Source organism: Metasolibacillus sp., from assembly GCF_025291715.1.
GTDB classification, from domain to species: Bacteria; Bacillota; Bacilli; order Bacillales_A; family Planococcaceae; genus Metasolibacillus; species Metasolibacillus louembei.
Genome location: NZ_JAMBIZ010000003.1, coordinates 172,572 through 188,866 on the forward strand (window position 1 = coordinate 172,572; position 16,295 = coordinate 188,866).

Sequence of the window (16,295 nt, forward strand, 5' to 3'; positions counted from 1 at the left end):
TCAGAAGGAGAGAGCGTATGCAACGATATTTTGTAAATGAACAATTCGATGAACAACAGCAGCTCGAAATGGTTGGAGAAAACGCAAAACATATAAGTAAAGTGATGCGCATGCAAAGCGGTGATGAAATCGTTGTTGTCACAAATGGACAAGCCTATATTAGCGAAATTGTAGAAATTGACATAGCCGTCATTGTTCGTAACACAGGTCGCACAGTGCCGTCGCCAGAAATGCCGATTAAGGTTGATATTGCCTGTGGCTTACCAAAGGGAGATAAGCTAGAGTTAATTGCACAAAAAGCGACAGAATTAGGGATGCACGCATTAATTCCATTTGCAGCAGAGCGCTCCATCGTGAAATGGGATGACAAAAAAGGTGAGAAAAAAACGGAGCGTCTGCAAAAAATTGCACAGGAGGCAGCAGAGCAATCACATCGTACATATGTCCCTGAAATTCAGCAGCCTATTTCATTTAAGCAATTGTTAGCGCTTGTGCCACAATACGACGCTGTTTTTATTGCCGATGAAGAAGATGCAAAGCAAATCAAACGCACAAAGTTTGCGGACAAGCTAAAAAAAGTGTATGATAGTAAATCGGAATCAATCTTATGTATTTTTGGTCCAGAAGGTGGCATCTCTCGTCAAGAAGCAGCAAGCTTATTACAGGCAGGTGCTGAAACGATGTCGCTTGGTCCTAGAATTTTACGCGCAGAAACCGCACCATTATATGCGCTTTCTGCCATTTCATATGAATTTGAATGAAAGAAAGAGGTGTCGAAGTCTTGGGAACAGTAGCATTCCAAACGCTGGGCTGCAAAGTAAATCACTACGAAACTGAGGCAATTTGGCAATTATTTAAAGAGCAGCAATACGACCGTATCGACTTTGAACAGCAGGCAGATGTCTATGTCATTAATACATGTACGGTAACGAATACGGGAGACAAAAAATCGCGTCAAGTGATTCGTCGTGCAGTGCGTCGCAATCCAGATGCCGTTATTTGTGTAACAGGCTGCTATGCGCAAACATCACCAGCAGAAATTATGGCAATTCCAGGGGTCGATATTGTAGTTGGTACACAAGATCGCCATAAGCTGCTTGGCTTAATCGAGCAATACCGTGAGGAGCGTGAGCCAATTAATGCAGTGCGCAATATTATGAAAAATCGAGTTTATGAGGAATTGGATGTCCCTGCATTTACAGACCGTACGCGCGCATCTTTAAAAATTCAAGAAGGCTGTAATAACTTCTGTACATTTTGTATTATTCCTTGGGCACGTGGCTTAATGCGCTCACGCGATCCACAGGAAGTGATTCGTCAAGCACAGCAATTAGTCGATGCAGGCTATTTAGAAATCGTTTTGACTGGTATTCATACAGGTGGTTATGGGCAAGATTTTAAAGATTACAATTTAGCACAATTATTGCGTGATTTAGAGGCGCAAGTAAAAGGCTTAAAGCGCCTGCGTATTTCGTCAATTGAAGCATCGCAATTAACCGATGAAGTGATCGATGTATTACGCAAGTCAAATATTGTTGTAAATCATTTGCATATTCCGATTCAATCAGGCTCAGATACGGTATTAAAACGTATGCGTCGTAAATATACGATGGCATTTTTCTCTGAGCGCATTACGAAATTGGCAGAAGCGTTGCCAAATTTAGCGGTAACATCTGATGTGATCGTTGGTTTCCCAGGTGAAACAGAGGAGGAGTTTATGGAAACATATAACTTCATCCGCGACCATAAGTTTTCTGAGTTACATGTCTTCCCATATTCGAAGCGTACAGGCACACCAGCTGCACGTATGGAAGACCAAGTGGATGAGGAAATTAAAAATGAGCGCGTGCATCGCTTAATTGCCTTAAACGACCAGTTAGCGAAGGAATACGCAGCTCGCTTTGAAAATGAAGTGATGGAAGTGATTCCAGAGGAGCGCTTCAAAGAAGGCGAAAACGCAAATCTATATGTTGGCTACACAGACAACTATTTAAAAGTAGTCTTTGAAGGCACGGAAGACATGATTGGCAAATTAGTCAAAGTAAAAATCACAAAAGCAGGCTACCCATACAATGAAGGGCAATTCGTTCGTGTATTAGAGGAGCAAATGAGTTAAGAGAAAGCACAGTCTACATTGCGTAGGCTGTGTTTTTTTGCAAGGTGCTGATATATTATGGATTTCGCTGATATATTTCTAAAAAGCGCCGATGTATCGCAGCAAGCCCTTGATATTTTGTGAAACGCAGATAAGTGCTAGAAATTCGCAGATAACCTAGCAAATTTCGCAGATAACTCTACGTAAAACGCAGATATATTTTTAAAAATCGCAGATAAATAATCCCTCTAAAAATTCACGCAGCTTTTCTCTAGCTCATTCTTGCCATCTCTTTCAACTTACGCTAAAGTTAGAAAGCATCACTTTTAAAGGAGGAACTTCCATGGCGCAAACGTATATTGAAATTGTCAATGCGAGAGAAAACAATTTGGAAAATGTCAGCCTGCAAATTCCGAAAGGGAAACTCACTGTTTTCACAGGGGTATCAGGTTCAGGGAAATCATCTATCGTTTTTGATACAGTGGCGCAAGAAGCAGGGCGTCAATTGAATGAAACGTATAGTAGCTTTGTCCGCACATTTTTGCCAAAATACCGCAGACCTGAGGCGGATGCAATTCATAATTTATCGACAGCGATTGTCGTTGACCAAAAGCGCTTCGGTGGTAATGCACGTTCAACATTAGGCACTGCAACAGATATCAATTCACTGTTAAGACTATTATTTTCACGCTTTGCTACGCCGAGCATCGGCTATGGAAATGCTTATTCCTTTAATGATCCGAGCGGCATGTGTTTGCAATGTGAAGGCATTGGTAAAATTATCACATTGAATATCGACACAACATTAAATAAAGAAAAATCATTAAATGACGGAGCTATTTTGCTTCCAGGCTTTGGTGTAGGCACATGGCAATGGAAGGCGTATGCAGAATCAGGCTTCTTCGATAATGACAAAAAAATACAAGATTACACCGAGCAAGAGCTGCATCAATTAATGTATGCAGAGCCGCAAAAAGTAACAGTAACGTATCAAAACAGCGAAATAAATGCCACTTATGAAGGTATTGCAGTAAAGTTTATGCGACAAAATGTCAAAACGGATAAAGATACAACAAAGGCAGCCGCAAGTAAATTAGAGCAATTTACAACGATGTGTAGCTGTCCAACATGCGATGGTAAACGCTATAATGAGCAAGTGCTTTCTTCAAAAATATTAGGTCATTCGATTTATGATATGACGGCGATGCAGCTAGATGAATTGATGGCAGTTTTGCAAAAAATTGAAGAGCCTTTAGCAAAGGAGCTAGTTGTAGGAATTACAGAAAGGCTGCAAAGTTTATGCGATATCGGGCTTGGCTATATGACGTTAACGCGCGAAATGCCAACATTATCAGGCGGGGAATCGCAGCGTGTAAAAATGGTCAAATATTTATCTAGCAATTTAACAGGCTTAATCTATATTTTTGATGAGCCGAGTACAGGCTTGCATCCACACGATGTCTATCGCTTAAATGATTTGCTTATTAAGCTACGCGATAAAGGTAATACGGTTTTAGTTGTAGAGCATGACCCAGATGTCATTCAAATTGCAGATCATGTGATTGATGTTGGTCCAGCTGCTGGTTCACATGGTGGGCAAATTATGTTTAGTGGTAACTACGAGGAGCTGTTAAAAGCAGATACGCTAACGGCACAATATTTAAAATCGGAAGCAACAATCAAAGCGAATCCACGTCCTGCTACAGAATTTTTAGAGAGTGACAAAAGCACATTGCACAATTTGAAAAATGTTAGCTTGCGAGTGCCAACAGGTGTATTGACGGCGGTTACTGGTGTAGCTGGCTCAGGAAAAAGCACGCTTGTACATGAAGTGTTTGCAAAAAAATATCCTGAGGCCATTCGCATCGATCAAAGTGCTGTCCATGCAAATAGTCGCTCAAACCCATTGACCTATACAGGCGTGATGAATTCCATTCGCAAAGCCTTTTCTGATGCCAATGGGGTGGATGCAGGGCTGTTTAGTTATAATTCAACGGGTGGCTGCGAGAGCTGTGGTGGTACAGGGACGGTAGAATTAAATTTATCATTTATGGATAAAGCAGAGGTTGTATGTACACAATGTAATGGAACACGCTATAAACAAGAAGTGCTGCAATATACGTATAAAGATAAAAATATTGTCGATGTAATGGATATGACAGTGGCAGAGGCGGTAGAATTTTTCGAGGCAAAGGATATTAAGCGCAAATTAACAAGCTTAAATACGGTAGGTTTATCCTATTTAACGCTAGGACAACCACTCAACACATTGTCAGGCGGGGAATGCCAGCGTTTAAAGCTCGCGAAGGAAATGTCAACGAAGGGCAATTTATATATTTTAGATGAGCCAACAACAGGCTTACATATGTCAGATGTAGCGACAATTTTAAATATTATGAATACGCTTGTTGACAAAGGCAACACGGTTATCGTTATTGAGCATAATTTAGATGTAATTCGCCATAGCGACTGGATTATTGATATTGGTCCAGAAGGTGGAATTGGTGGCGGTGAAATTTTATTTGAAGGACCACCAGTAAATATTGTCAATTGTGAGCGTTCAATTACAGCGAAGCACTTAACGGCAATAAGCTAGTTTTAGAATAGTGAGGAGGAATCCTCGCTTTTTTATATAAAATAACGCATTTATAGACAAACTATGATATAGTTGTACGGACAACTAATATTTTTAAGGAGCGATCATGATGACTCAAAATTATGCAAAAATGATTGACCACACTTTATTAAAGGCAGATGCGATACGCGAGCAAATTGCGAAAATTTGTGAAGAAGCAAAGCAATATGATTTTGCCTCTGTTTGCGTAAATCCAACATGGGTGAAATATAGCGCAGAGCTTTTAACAGGCACGGATGTGAAAGTATGTACGGTAATCGGCTTCCCATTAGGTGCATCTACTTCTGCAACAAAAGCATTTGAAACAAAAGATGCGATTGCAAACGGTGCGGGTGAAATTGATATGGTTATTAATATTGGCGCATTAAAAAATGGTGAATATGAGCTTGTACGTGAGGATATTAAGGCGGTTGTAGAGGCTGCAAACGGAACGCTTGTAAAGGTAATTATTGAAACATGCCTACTGACAGAGGAAGAAAAGATAAAAGCATGTCAATTATCTGTTGAAGCTGGTGCGGACTTCGTAAAAACTTCTACAGGCTTTTCGACAGGTGGTGCAACAGCTGAGGATATCGCATTAATGCGCAAAACTGTAGGGCCAGAGCTTGGTGTAAAAGCATCTGGTGGTGTTCGTAATTTAGAAGATATGAAAAAAATGGTGGAGCACGGAGCAACGCGTATTGGCGCAAGCTCAGGTGTAGCAATTATGAATGGCTTAACTTCTGAATCTAATTATTAATACTGGCACGATTTTTATGAAAGTATCATTCAGCCTCCGTTAGCTATCGCAGATTTTACAAGCTTGCTTGAAGAAAATCTGAATATAGTGACACGGAGGTATAATTGATTTATATAGTTTCTGTTGACTGAAAGCATATATTAAGTTATAATTCTCTAGTACACACTAACGAAGTTGTTAGTGTTGTATTGACGTGTGTTCGGAGGGAGGGAAAGAGAGATGTCAAAAACTGTCGTTCGCAAAAACGAATCGCTTGAAGATGCTCTTCGCCGCTTCAAACGTACTGTATCAAAAAGTGGTACAATTCAAGAAGTTAGAAAGCGCGAGTTCTACGAAAAACCTAGCGTAAAACGTAAAAAGAAATCAGAAGCTGCACGTAAACGTAAGTGGTAATTTTTTCCTAAAATCCCTACGTTCAAAACACGCAATTTGATGATTCACTGAGCAGACAACAATGATACACCCCGATTTTTACATTGTAAAAATCGGGGTGTTTTGCGTTTTATTGCTTTATAGTTAGTTAAATCGATAAAATTCTTAAAAATGCATAATTTTTGTTCATAAAAAACAAATTGCTATTGAAAATTGAATAATGTTATGGGTATAATAATGACAAAAATTCAGTACAAATTTGTGTATTTTGTAACAGGGGGTTTTTGGCCTGTCAAAAATAGAAAAGCTTTGTAGAAAATATACGAATCTATCTATATCAGATATTGCAAAGCTGCAACAACTAGAAACTACACTTGCATATTATGCTGAATTGGCAGAATGCTATATGTTTATTGACTGTATGGTGGACAACCAATCTCATGCGATTGTCGTAGCTGAAGCATTTCCTAAAGGGCAAAATCATTTATACGAACAATCTGTAATTGGCAAAATTGTTTTTGAAAGCTTTGAACCAGCTGTATTTTCTGCTTTTCGAAAAGGGGAGAAGGCTTCTGTTTCTAGGGCAATCACACAAGAAGGGATTACAGTTGAGCAGCATGTCATTCCTATTTTTAATGACGATGAACAAGTGATTGCTGTGTTGATTAAGGAAAAGCGGATGGAAGCACAAGAGAAGAGCGATGAAGTTGTTCAACAAATGCCATTTGCATTGATTGAGCATATCGTAAAGCCTGATTTTCAGCCAGTGCCTGTTGTTTCTGATTTATTAGTAGAGTCGATTATTTTAACAAATCATGAAAATAAAGTGATTTATACGAATCCTGCTGGCTACCGCTTTATATCTGAGCTATCAGGACGAGATTCATTTGATAATATAGCACTAGATGAAATTTTTCCATTTTTACAGCAAGTTTATAATCAAGACGACGATGTCTTTTTTTTAGAAATTACTGTAGATGGAAAATCATTTATCGTTAAAAAGATACCGATTCGCAATCAAAGCGACAAGGTGACATTGCTTATTATTCATGATTTGACAGAGCTGAAATTGAAAGAAAATGAGCTGATGATGAAAACCTTCGCCATTCGTGAAATTCATCATCGTGTGAAAAATAATTTGCAAACGGTAACAAGCTTACTACGCCTGCAAATGCGTAACGCTGTATCAGCATCACACACAGCGGCTTTTCAAGAAGCACTAAATCGAATTTATAGCATTTCTTCCGTATATGAGCTTATTTTAGAAAATGAGGATAACGCAGAGGAAAAGGTAGATGTTATTGCATTAGCGAAAAAAATTGGCAACAAAATGATTGATACAGCACATACAGCAAATGTTCAATTACACGTTCAACACGATAATTTGCAGCTGTTTTGTCATTCTAAAAAAGCGGTGTCGCTTGCGATTATCATTTGTGAATTAGTGCAAAATGCATTAAAATATGCTTTTACAAGTCATCAAGAAGGTTTAATCAGCATTCATTTTTGCCAAGAAAATGCGGCTGTATCGCTTCATATTTCCGACAACGGTGTTGGTATGCATGAAGCAAAGCCATCATTAGGTATGGAAATTGTTACACGGCTTGTTGAATATGATCTAGCGGGTACTTTTACGATTATCCCTAGCGATAGAGGTACACATACTCAAATTCAGTTCCCTGTATGTGAGGAGGTATTTATTCTAAATGACTAGGAAAGTAATGATTGTTGAAGATGAATCGCTTATTGCAATTGATTTGCAATTTATTTTGGAAGATAACGGCTACGAGGTTGTAGCACATGCAAAAAATGGAGAAACGGCAATTGAACTAGCACATCTCTATCGTCCACAGCTAATATTAATGGATATTAAAATGCCTAAATTAGACGGTTTGAAAGCAAGTAAAATTATTGAACAGCAGTTTGGCATACCGATTCTTTTCATTTCAGCTTATAGTGAAAAAGAGCTGCTATCCTATATGAAGCAGGATAATGTGCTCGGTTATGTAATGAAGCCATTCTCGGAGAAAAATGTACTGCCAGCGTTGGAAGTCGCTTTTCATCAAATTGAGAAATTTGACCGTTTAAATGGCAAATTGCTACAAGCACAACATCAAATGGAAAAACGTAAAGTCATTGAGCGAGCAAAGGGGCTCCTAATGCAGTTAGAAAATATTAGCGAAGATCAGGCTTACAAAAGAATTCGTAATGAAAGCATGCGGACACAGCAGGAAATGGTGCAAATCGCACAACAAATACTCAATACACAACAAGTAAATAGCTAAGCAAAGGCGCTTAAAGAAAAAATATTTTCTTTAATGCGCCTTTTTTATATAGATAAAACAAAAAAGGGGTGTGTAAATCTATGGAAATGATAGGAACAGTCATTGTTTATATTATTATGATTTGTGCAGTTTTAGGAGCAATCGGTGCAATCCGAGATGCTGAATATGGAATTGGGAAAGAGTTCATGAATGGTTTACATACAGTAGGTCATATTTTCGTACCTGCTGCGGGTATTATGGCAGCTATTCCATATTTAACTTGGTTTATAAGCAATTTTATAAGCCCAATTTTTGAAGTGATCGGGGCTGACCCAGCAATTGCTGCAACAACAATTTTAGCCTCAGACATGGGTGGTTATCAGCTAGCAAACGCATTAAAAACTTCCTATGAAGGCTGGGTTATGGCGTTAGTAGTTGGCTTTATGTCGGGAGCAACGATCGTTTTCTCTATTCCAATGGGACTTGCGATGTTGGACAAGCGCGACCATAAATATATGTCGTTAGGTATTATGGCTGGGGTACTAACAATTCCGATTGGTGCATTCATTTCATCTATTATGATTGTGGCATTTAACACGGAAGTTCGCGAAGTAATTAGCACGACAGAGGCACCTACATATGTATTTGCCATTTCCGTTTTGCAAATTTTAATTAATTTATTACCGCTATTTATTTTTGTTATTTTAATTGCACTTGGTTTAAAATTGATTCCAAATATGATGATTACAGGATTTATGCTATTTGGACGCCTTATGGATGCAGGGATTAAAATTGTATTAGTACTTTCAATTGTCGAAATTTTCACAGGGCTTTTCACAAAGATATTTGGCGCATGGGGCTTTGATCCAATCATGGCAGATGAAATTGACCAATTCCGTGCATTAGAAACGGCTGGTTATATCGGGATTATGCTAGCAGGTGCGTTCCCAATGGTGTACTTAATTCGTAAATATGCTTCAAAGCCATTAGAGGCAATGGGTGGAAAACTTGGTTTATCAGCAGCAGGAAGTGCGGGTCTTTTAGCAACTGTTGCCAATATTTTAGCGATGTTTACACTCGTACGTGATATGCCACCAAAAGATAAAGTAATCAATATCGCATTTGGTGTGTGTTCAGCCTTCTTATTAGGAGATCATTTATCATTTACAGCAAATTTCCAACCAACGATTATTTTACCAGTAATCGCAGGGAAGTTTTTAGCGGGCGTTATTGCGATATACTTAGCTTATAAGTTATCTGTACCAACTGCTTTAAAGCTTGAGGCAGAGGATCGCAAAGCTGGCATTATTAAAGAGGGCGAATACTTATCTTAAGCTAGTAGCAGTCCGCTTCAAAAATATAGAAAAAGTTAGGAGTTGATGGTGTGGGCGAGGAGAAAAAACGATTTATACAGGAATTCGTTCCTGGTAAACAATTAACATTAAGTCATTTGATTGCAAACCCAGATCCAGATATGTTTCAAAAATTAGGAATACAGGAGGCAGGGGCATTAGGCATTATGACATGTACACCGAGTGAGACAGTAATTATTGCAGGTGATTTAGCAACAAAGTCTGCCAATGTTCGCCTCGGCTTCCTTGATCGCTTTACAGGTAGTCTAGTCATTGTAGGAAGCGTATCAGAAGTGGAAATGGCAATGCTTGAAATTAATCGATTTTTATCTGAAAACCTAGGCTATACACCATCACAAATAACGAAGTCATAGAGGTGCCGATATGAAAAATCGTGTCATGATCATCGGCGGAGTTCAAACAGGCAAATCGACGTTAATGAATGCGTTACTAGGCAAAGAAAGCACTGCCAATAAAACGCAGGCGCTTGTATATGAGGATTGGATTGTTGATACACCAGGCGAATATATTGAAAACCCGATGTATTACCGTAATATTATGGCGACATCACTAGAAGTGACACATGTCATTTATTTACAGGATGCAACATCTTCACGTAGCGTCTTTCCACCACAATTCAGTCTTGGCATTCCGAAAATACAAATCGGCGTCATTACAAAAATTGATCACCCGCAAGCGGATGTGGAGCGAGCGGCAAGCTTGTTGAAAAATGTGATGATGCAAGGTCCAATTGTTAAAACCTCTGCGTTAGAAAAACGCGGAATCGAATTTATCGCACCGTTGATTGAGCTTAATGATATAGCCGCTATTAAGCAATTTGTGCAAGAAAGTGCAAGCCCGTATCTTGAATATCGCGAATAATGAATGGAGGGGAAGGGTGAGGTGACAACAGAAGAAATTTTGAGTGCAGGAATCGATATTGGTACGAGTACAACGAAGATGGTTGTAAGTCGCTTTGTGCTACGCAATGTAGCTGGCTTAACGCATGTGCCACGTATTGAAATTATTGAGAAAAAGCTCATACACCAAAGTCCGATTATTAAAACACCCTTTACGAGCAAAGAAGTCATTGATATGGCGAAAATAGAACAATTTATTTTTGAGCAATATCAATTGGCGAATGTTTTACCAGAAAATATTGCGACTGGTGCCATTATTATTACGGGTGAATCCGCCACAAAGCATAACGCAAGTGAAGTTATTCATACGATTTCCAATAGCGCAGGTAATTTCCTCGTAGCGACGGCAGGCCCTGACTTAGAGGGCATCATTGCGGCAAAAGGCTCTGGTACTGTCAAAAAATCCAAGCAAACGGGAAAAATTATTGCCAATATCGATATTGGTGGAGGGACAGCAAATATTGCTGTTGTGCAATATGGTGAAGTCATTGGTACTTGTACATTGCATATCGGTGGTCGATTAATCGAGTTTCACAATGGTGTCATTCATTCCATTTCACCACCTTTAGCGCGCTTAATGCAGCGCTGGGATAATCCACTCAAAGTGGGCGATGCCGCAAATGATCTGCGTATTGATAAATGTATAGAGGAAATGGTGACAGTGCTTGCTGATGTGCTTAACAATCAATTGCATGATGCACAGCATCCTTTATTATTAGGGCATTTGCCAAATTGGACAAAGCAAGTGGAGGCAGTCGTTTTTTCTGGCGGAGTCGCAGCTTGTATTTATGAAGATAATTGCTCGATGCGTCAATATGATGATATCGGTGAAAGGCTGGCGAAAGCACTGCAACAGCATGAATCGCTGCAATCGTTTTTATGGATAACACCAGAGGAAACGGCACGCGCCACTGTCACAGGAGCCGGCACACAAACAACCGATATTAGCGGTGCCACAATTCAAGTGGATGCGGAAGTTTTACCATTGAAAAATGTCCCTGTTTTTCAATGTAATATGAACGCGTCAATGGCGCATATTGAGCAAATTATTGCAAATGCTGTAAAGCAAGCAAATACGCTATTTTCTGTGCAAGAAAATGACACACCCTTCGCTTTGTATTTTAGTCAATTACCTTACTTGAGCTTTCAAGATGTGCATAAGCTATGCGAGATACTTTTGCAGCAATTTACTACAAATAACGTACCGCTTATTTTAATATTGCAAGCGGATTATGCGAAGGTCATTGGGCAAACGATTCAAGCGATTGATGCAACGAAGCCAATCATTTGTATTGATCAAATTAAGGTAGAAACAGGTGACTATATCGACATCGGTGAAGTATTGCCATCAGGCGTTGTGCCCGTTGTTGTGAAAACACTTGCATTCCACTCACAGTAAAGGAGGATGAACGTGAACTTATCAGTTATATTGGGTGGAGAAAAATACAATTTTAAATCACTGAAAGAAGTAATGGCGAAGGCGAATGAAGAAAAATCAGGCGATCGCCTTGCAGGAATTGCAGCAGAGACGGTGCAGGAGCGCATCGCAGCAAAGGCTGTATTAAGTGAATTATTAGTAAAAGACATTCGTGAAAACCCACTTATTCCAGAGGATGATGAAGTATCACGCATCATTGAAAAAGATGTTAATGAACAAATTTATGGAGAAATTAAAAACTGGAGCATTGAGCAGCTACGTGAATATATTTTATCCAACACGACTGGCGATCGAGAGCTAAAGCGCCTTAGCAAAGGAATGAACTCTGAAATTATCGCTGCTGTTACAAAGCTCATGTCCAATTTAGATCTTGTGCATGCTGCAAATAAAGTGGAGATTTTATCGACATGCAATATTACCATTGGACAAAAAGGCACGCTATCTTCACGCTTACAGCCGAATCACCCTACAGATAATATCGATGGAATTATCGCCTCGCTAAAAGAAGGCTTATCTTACGGTATTGGGGATGCTGTTATTGGCATTAACCCTGTAGACGACTCAGTAGAAAGCGTAAAAAGAGTGCTACATGCAACAAAAAACTTTATTAATGAATGGGATATTCCAACGCAAAACTGTGTGCTAGCGCATATTACGACACAGATGAAGTCTATTCAGCAAGGTGCGCCAGCAGATATGATTTTCCAAAGTATCGCAGGTACAGAAGTTGCAAACCGCTCGTTTGGTATTTCAGCCGATTTAATTCGAGAGGCTGAAGAGCTTATTAAAAAGCAGGGCACAGGCACTGGACCAAATTTATTTTACTTTGAAACAGGGCAAGGTTCAGAGCTATCTGCTGAAGCGCATTATGGTGTTGACCAATTAACACTAGAGTCGCGCAACTATGGCTTTGCTAGACATTTTAATCCATACATCGTGAATACGGTTGTTGGATTTATTGGACCAGAGTATTTATACAATAATAAGCAAGTAATTCGTGCAGGTCTTGAAGATCATTTTATGGGGAAAATGCACTGCCTACCAATGGGAGTAGATATTTGCTACACGAACCATATTAAAGCAGATCAAAATGATATTGAAGATTTAGGCGTGCTATTAACCGCCGCTGGTGTTAATTTCATTATCGCTGCGCCAATGGGTGATGATGTTATGCTCAACTATCAATCAATGAGCTATCATGATGTAGCAACATTGCTGCAAACTTTAGGGAAAACACCAGCACCAGCCTATTTAGCTTGGCTAGAAAAAATGGGCATTTATGAAAATGGTCGTCTTTCTTCGAGAGCTGGCGATTTATCGCTGTTTGAAAGGTAGGTGGATGATGTGAATGAAGAATTAGTAGCGAAAATTACACAGCTAGTAATGGAAAAAATGAATGGACAGGCTGAGCCACAGCAGACAGCAGAAACACAGCAAAGCAACACGACATTGCGCATTCTTGAAACGCCAGATACAGTAGTAGCTGACGAATCCAATACGTTAATTAAGCTATATAGCAGTGCGCCAGCAAGCGAGCAAACAAGCTATGCAGAGCCTGCAGAAGCTAACGCAAAAGCCTTCCGATTTGAAGAGGACAACCTTTCTGAAAGTGTACAAGCAGCCCGCAAAAATACACCAGCAAGAATTGGTGTAGGGCGAGCGGGAACAAGACCGAAAACAAAAACATGGTTGCAATTCCGACTTGACCATGCGGCAGCGGTAGATGCGGTATATGGCGAAGTATCCGAAGAGCTACTACAAAAGCTTAATGTTTCAACGGTAACGACGCGTGTAACGGATAAAGAGGAATACATTACACGACCAGATTTAGGGCGACGCTTATCGGATGAATCAAAGGAATTTATTCAAGCGAATTGCAAAAGCAACCCGCAAGTGCAAATTATTATTTCGAACGGTTTAAGCGCAAGTGCAATTGAAGAAAACATAATGGATGTTTACTTATCGCTGCAGCAAAGCTTAAGCAATTTGAATATTGAAATGGGGACAACGTTTTATATTGATAAAGGGCGTGTCGCATTGATGGATGAAATCGGTGAAATTTTACAGCCTGAAGTCGTTGTTTACTTAATTGGAGAGCGTCCAGGACTTGTTTCTGCTGAATCAATGAGTGCTTATTTATGTTATAAGCCACGCATTGGCACAGTGGAGGCGGAGCGTATGGTTATTTCTAATATCCATAAAGGCGGTATTCCACCATTAGAGGCTGGCGCTTATTTAGGAACCGTTGTACAAAGAATTTTACAACACAAGGCGAGCGGTGTCGCACTTGTAGAGAAAGAAAGCTAGGGGGCTATCATATGAATCCTCAAAAAATAATGGCAGAAATTTTGGCGATGCAAATTATTCCTCGTGTCAATAACGAGCTTGCGGAGCAGCTATCATTGCAGCCACATCATACAAGCTTAGGGCTTGTGACATTAACGATTGATGATGTAGGCTATGTGGCCTTGGATGAAGCAACGAAAAAAGCCGATGTCGACGTCGTTTATGCAAAAAGCTTTTATGCGGGCGCTGCGCATGCTTCTGGCCCATTATCAGGTGAGGTAATTGGCATTATTGCAGGTAGCTCTCCCGATGAAGTGCGCAGTGGCTTAGAGGCAATTGAGCAAAAGGTGCAGTTCGATACGTATTTTGAAGCGATTCTTGGCAACGATGGGCATGCATTATTTGCACATACTGTTGCTAGCTGCGGCACATATCTTGCACAGCAAGCGAGCGTACCAGTTGGAACAGCAATCGCTTACTTAATTGCTCCGCCGCTTGAAGCAGTTGTCGGTTTGGATGCTGCATTAAAGGCAGCAGATGTCGAGCTAAAAGCATTTTTCGGACCGCCATCTGAAACGAACTTTGGTGGTGGACTATTGAGTGGCTCGCAATCCTCTTGCCAAGCGGCTGCGGACGCATTTAGAGAAGCAATCGAAAACCTGGCAAGAAACCCAATCATTTAGAAAGGAGGCGACGCAAGTGCCTACATTAGATCGAGATTTATTAGCAATACAGGAGATGCGTGATGCGGTGAAAAAAGCAAGCGAAGCCCAAGCGGCTTATATGCAATTTTCACAGCAGCAAGTTGACAAAATTGTCAAAGCGGTAGCAGATGCAGCTTTTAAGGAAGCCGATAGATTAGCAAAAATGGCTGTAAAAGAAACTGGCATGGGCGTTCCTAATCATAAAAAAATAAAAAATGAAGTAGCTTCACGAGATTTATATGAAGATATTAAAGACTTAAAAACAGTAGGTATCGTTGGCTATGACCGCGCTGCAAAGGTAACAGAAATTGCTAGCCCATTCGGTGTTGTTGCGGGCATCATCCCAACAACAAACCCAACGTCAACAGCGATTTTTAAAGCGATGATTTCATTGAAAACACGCAATGCGCTTGTTGTTAGTCCACACCCATATGCGGTAAAATGTACGGAGGAAGCGTTAAACGTTTGTCGTATCGCCGCAGAGCAAGCAGGTGCACCAGAAGGCTTGTTACAATGCTTAACAATGGCTTCAATGGATGCGACACAGCAATTGCTGAAGCACCCACAGGTGAACTTGATTTTAGCAACAGGTGGTGGGGCGCTCGTTAAAGCTGCCTATAGCTCTGGTAAGCCAGCGTACGGTGTCGGTCCAGGGAATGTACCAGCATATGTTGAGAAATCAGCGAACATCATAAAGGCTGCGCAGCATTTAGTGCAAAGTAAATCATTTGATAATGGTACAATTTGTGCAACAGAGCAGTCCATTATAGTGGAGGAAGCTGTTTCAGAAAAATTAATGGCTGAGCTACAAAAAAACGGTGCCTACATTTTATCAGCTGAAGAAAAGAAAAAAATGGAAAAGCTCATTTCTCCTACACCAGGTAAAGTGAATCCAAAAATTGTTGGGAAATCGGCTGCTTGTCTAGCGGATTTAGTTGGCTTGACAGTACCGCAGGGAACGAAGGTACTGATTGGCTTAGAAACAAAAGTAGGAAAGGAAATTCCATTCTCACTTGAAAAGCTATCACCAATTTTCGCTCTTTACACAGTGAAGGACAGTGTAGAGGCGAAGAAAGTCATCACGGATTTACTCAATATCGGTGGGCGTGGACATACGTGCTCAATCCATACTGAAAATGCGGCATTAGCAGAGCAATTTGCAGTGGATTTACCCGTATCACGTATTGTCATTAACACATTATCATCGATTGGAGCAGTTGGTGGCACAACTGGTTTAGCACCATCCTTCACACTTGGCTGTGGCACATTCGGTGGCAACATTACATCTGATAATGTGACAGCAAGACATTTAATCAATATTAAGCGCATGGCATATGGCACGAAAAATGTAACAGTGCCAGAGCCAGAATACGAGCCGTTAGAGGCGATTGTAGAAAAGCAAGTTGCTCAGACAGAAGCGGTTGATGCTGATATGGTGCAGCAAATTGTAGATCAAGTATTAAAACAAATTACATTACAAAACAAATAAT

15 protein-coding genes are annotated in these 16,295 nt (G+C 40.2%); all 15 read left to right on the plus strand.

The window, feature by feature from the left end; translation table 11 throughout:
• Positions 1 to 17: 17 nt before the first annotated feature.
• The 15 genes from M3Z76_RS03820 to M3Z76_RS03890 all read left to right on the plus strand — a co-directional run bounded on the left by M3Z76_RS03820 (position 18) and on the right by M3Z76_RS03890 (position 16,294).
• Entirely contained in the window at positions 18 to 761 is a 744-nt protein-coding gene (locus tag M3Z76_RS03820; RefSeq protein WP_293920890.1) for a 16S rRNA (uracil(1498)-N(3))-methyltransferase, read from the plus strand.
• A 20-nt stretch (positions 762 to 781) separates the two neighbouring features.
• Entirely contained in the window at positions 782 to 2,116 is a 1,335-nt protein-coding gene (gene mtaB, locus M3Z76_RS03825) for a tRNA (N(6)-L-threonylcarbamoyladenosine(37)-C(2))-methylthiotransferase MtaB (RefSeq protein WP_293920888.1), read from the plus strand.
• Between the two features lie 322 nt (positions 2,117 to 2,438).
• A complete protein-coding gene (locus tag M3Z76_RS03830; RefSeq protein WP_293920886.1) occupies positions 2,439 to 4,691 on the plus strand; it encodes an ATP-binding cassette domain-containing protein in 2,253 nt (750 codons plus the stop codon).
• A gap of 109 nt (positions 4,692 to 4,800) precedes the next feature.
• Positions 4,801 to 5,469 (plus strand): deoxyribose-phosphate aldolase, encoded by a 669-nt coding sequence (deoC, locus tag M3Z76_RS03835; RefSeq protein WP_293921124.1) that lies wholly within the window; start codon positions 4,801 to 4,803, stop codon positions 5,467 to 5,469.
• A gap of 219 nt (positions 5,470 to 5,688) precedes the next feature.
• The gene (gene rpsU / locus M3Z76_RS03840; protein WP_004227078.1) at positions 5,689 to 5,862 is read left to right on the plus strand and encodes a 30S ribosomal protein S21; all 174 of its coding nucleotides are present in this window, start codon (positions 5,689 to 5,691) and stop codon (positions 5,860 to 5,862) included.
• Positions 5,863 to 6,139: 277 nt separating this feature from the next.
• Positions 6,140 to 7,555 (plus strand): sensor histidine kinase, encoded by a 1,416-nt coding sequence (locus M3Z76_RS03845; RefSeq protein ID WP_363320660.1) that lies wholly within the window; start codon positions 6,140 to 6,142, stop codon positions 7,553 to 7,555.
• Positions 7,548 to 8,126, plus strand: coding sequence for an ANTAR domain-containing response regulator (locus tag M3Z76_RS03850; protein WP_293920849.1), 579 nt, complete (start codon positions 7,548 to 7,550; stop codon positions 8,124 to 8,126). The genes M3Z76_RS03845 and M3Z76_RS03850 overlap by 8 nt, the downstream gene beginning before the upstream one ends.
• 80 nt (positions 8,127 to 8,206) lie before the next feature.
• Positions 8,207 to 9,439, plus strand: a complete 1,233-nt coding sequence (eutH, locus tag M3Z76_RS03855) for an ethanolamine utilization protein EutH (RefSeq protein ID WP_293920847.1) — start codon at positions 8,207 to 8,209, stop codon at positions 9,437 to 9,439.
• 50 nt (positions 9,440 to 9,489) lie between these two features.
• Positions 9,490 to 9,831, plus strand: coding sequence for an ethanolamine utilization microcompartment protein EutS (gene eutS, locus M3Z76_RS03860; RefSeq protein WP_293920846.1), 342 nt, complete (start codon positions 9,490 to 9,492; stop codon positions 9,829 to 9,831).
• Between the two features lie 10 nt (positions 9,832 to 9,841).
• Positions 9,842 to 10,339, plus strand: coding sequence for a EutP/PduV family microcompartment system protein (locus M3Z76_RS03865; protein ID WP_293920845.1), 498 nt, complete (start codon positions 9,842 to 9,844; stop codon positions 10,337 to 10,339).
• Positions 10,340 to 10,360: 21 nt separating this feature from the next.
• Positions 10,361 to 11,776: an ethanolamine ammonia-lyase reactivating factor EutA gene (locus M3Z76_RS03870; RefSeq protein WP_293920844.1), complete on the plus strand. Its 1,416-nt coding sequence runs from the start codon at positions 10,361 to 10,363 to the stop codon at positions 11,774 to 11,776.
• Positions 11,777 to 11,782: 6 nt separating this feature from the next.
• Positions 11,783 to 13,150 (plus strand): ethanolamine ammonia-lyase subunit EutB, encoded by a 1,368-nt coding sequence (locus M3Z76_RS03875; RefSeq protein ID WP_293920842.1) that lies wholly within the window; start codon positions 11,783 to 11,785, stop codon positions 13,148 to 13,150.
• A gap of 9 nt (positions 13,151 to 13,159) precedes the next feature.
• Positions 13,160 to 14,122, plus strand: coding sequence for an ethanolamine ammonia-lyase subunit EutC (gene eutC, locus M3Z76_RS03880; RefSeq protein WP_293920841.1), 963 nt, complete (start codon positions 13,160 to 13,162; stop codon positions 14,120 to 14,122).
• An 11-nt stretch (positions 14,123 to 14,133) separates the two neighbouring features.
• Positions 14,134 to 14,784, plus strand: a complete 651-nt coding sequence (eutL, locus tag M3Z76_RS03885; RefSeq protein WP_293920840.1) for an ethanolamine utilization microcompartment protein EutL — start codon at positions 14,134 to 14,136, stop codon at positions 14,782 to 14,784.
• A gap of 16 nt (positions 14,785 to 14,800) precedes the next feature.
• Complete coding sequence (locus tag M3Z76_RS03890) at positions 14,801 to 16,294, plus strand: aldehyde dehydrogenase family protein (protein ID WP_293920839.1); 1,494 nt, start codon at positions 14,801 to 14,803, stop codon at positions 16,292 to 16,294.
• The last annotated feature ends 1 nt before the right edge of the window (position 16,295 follow it).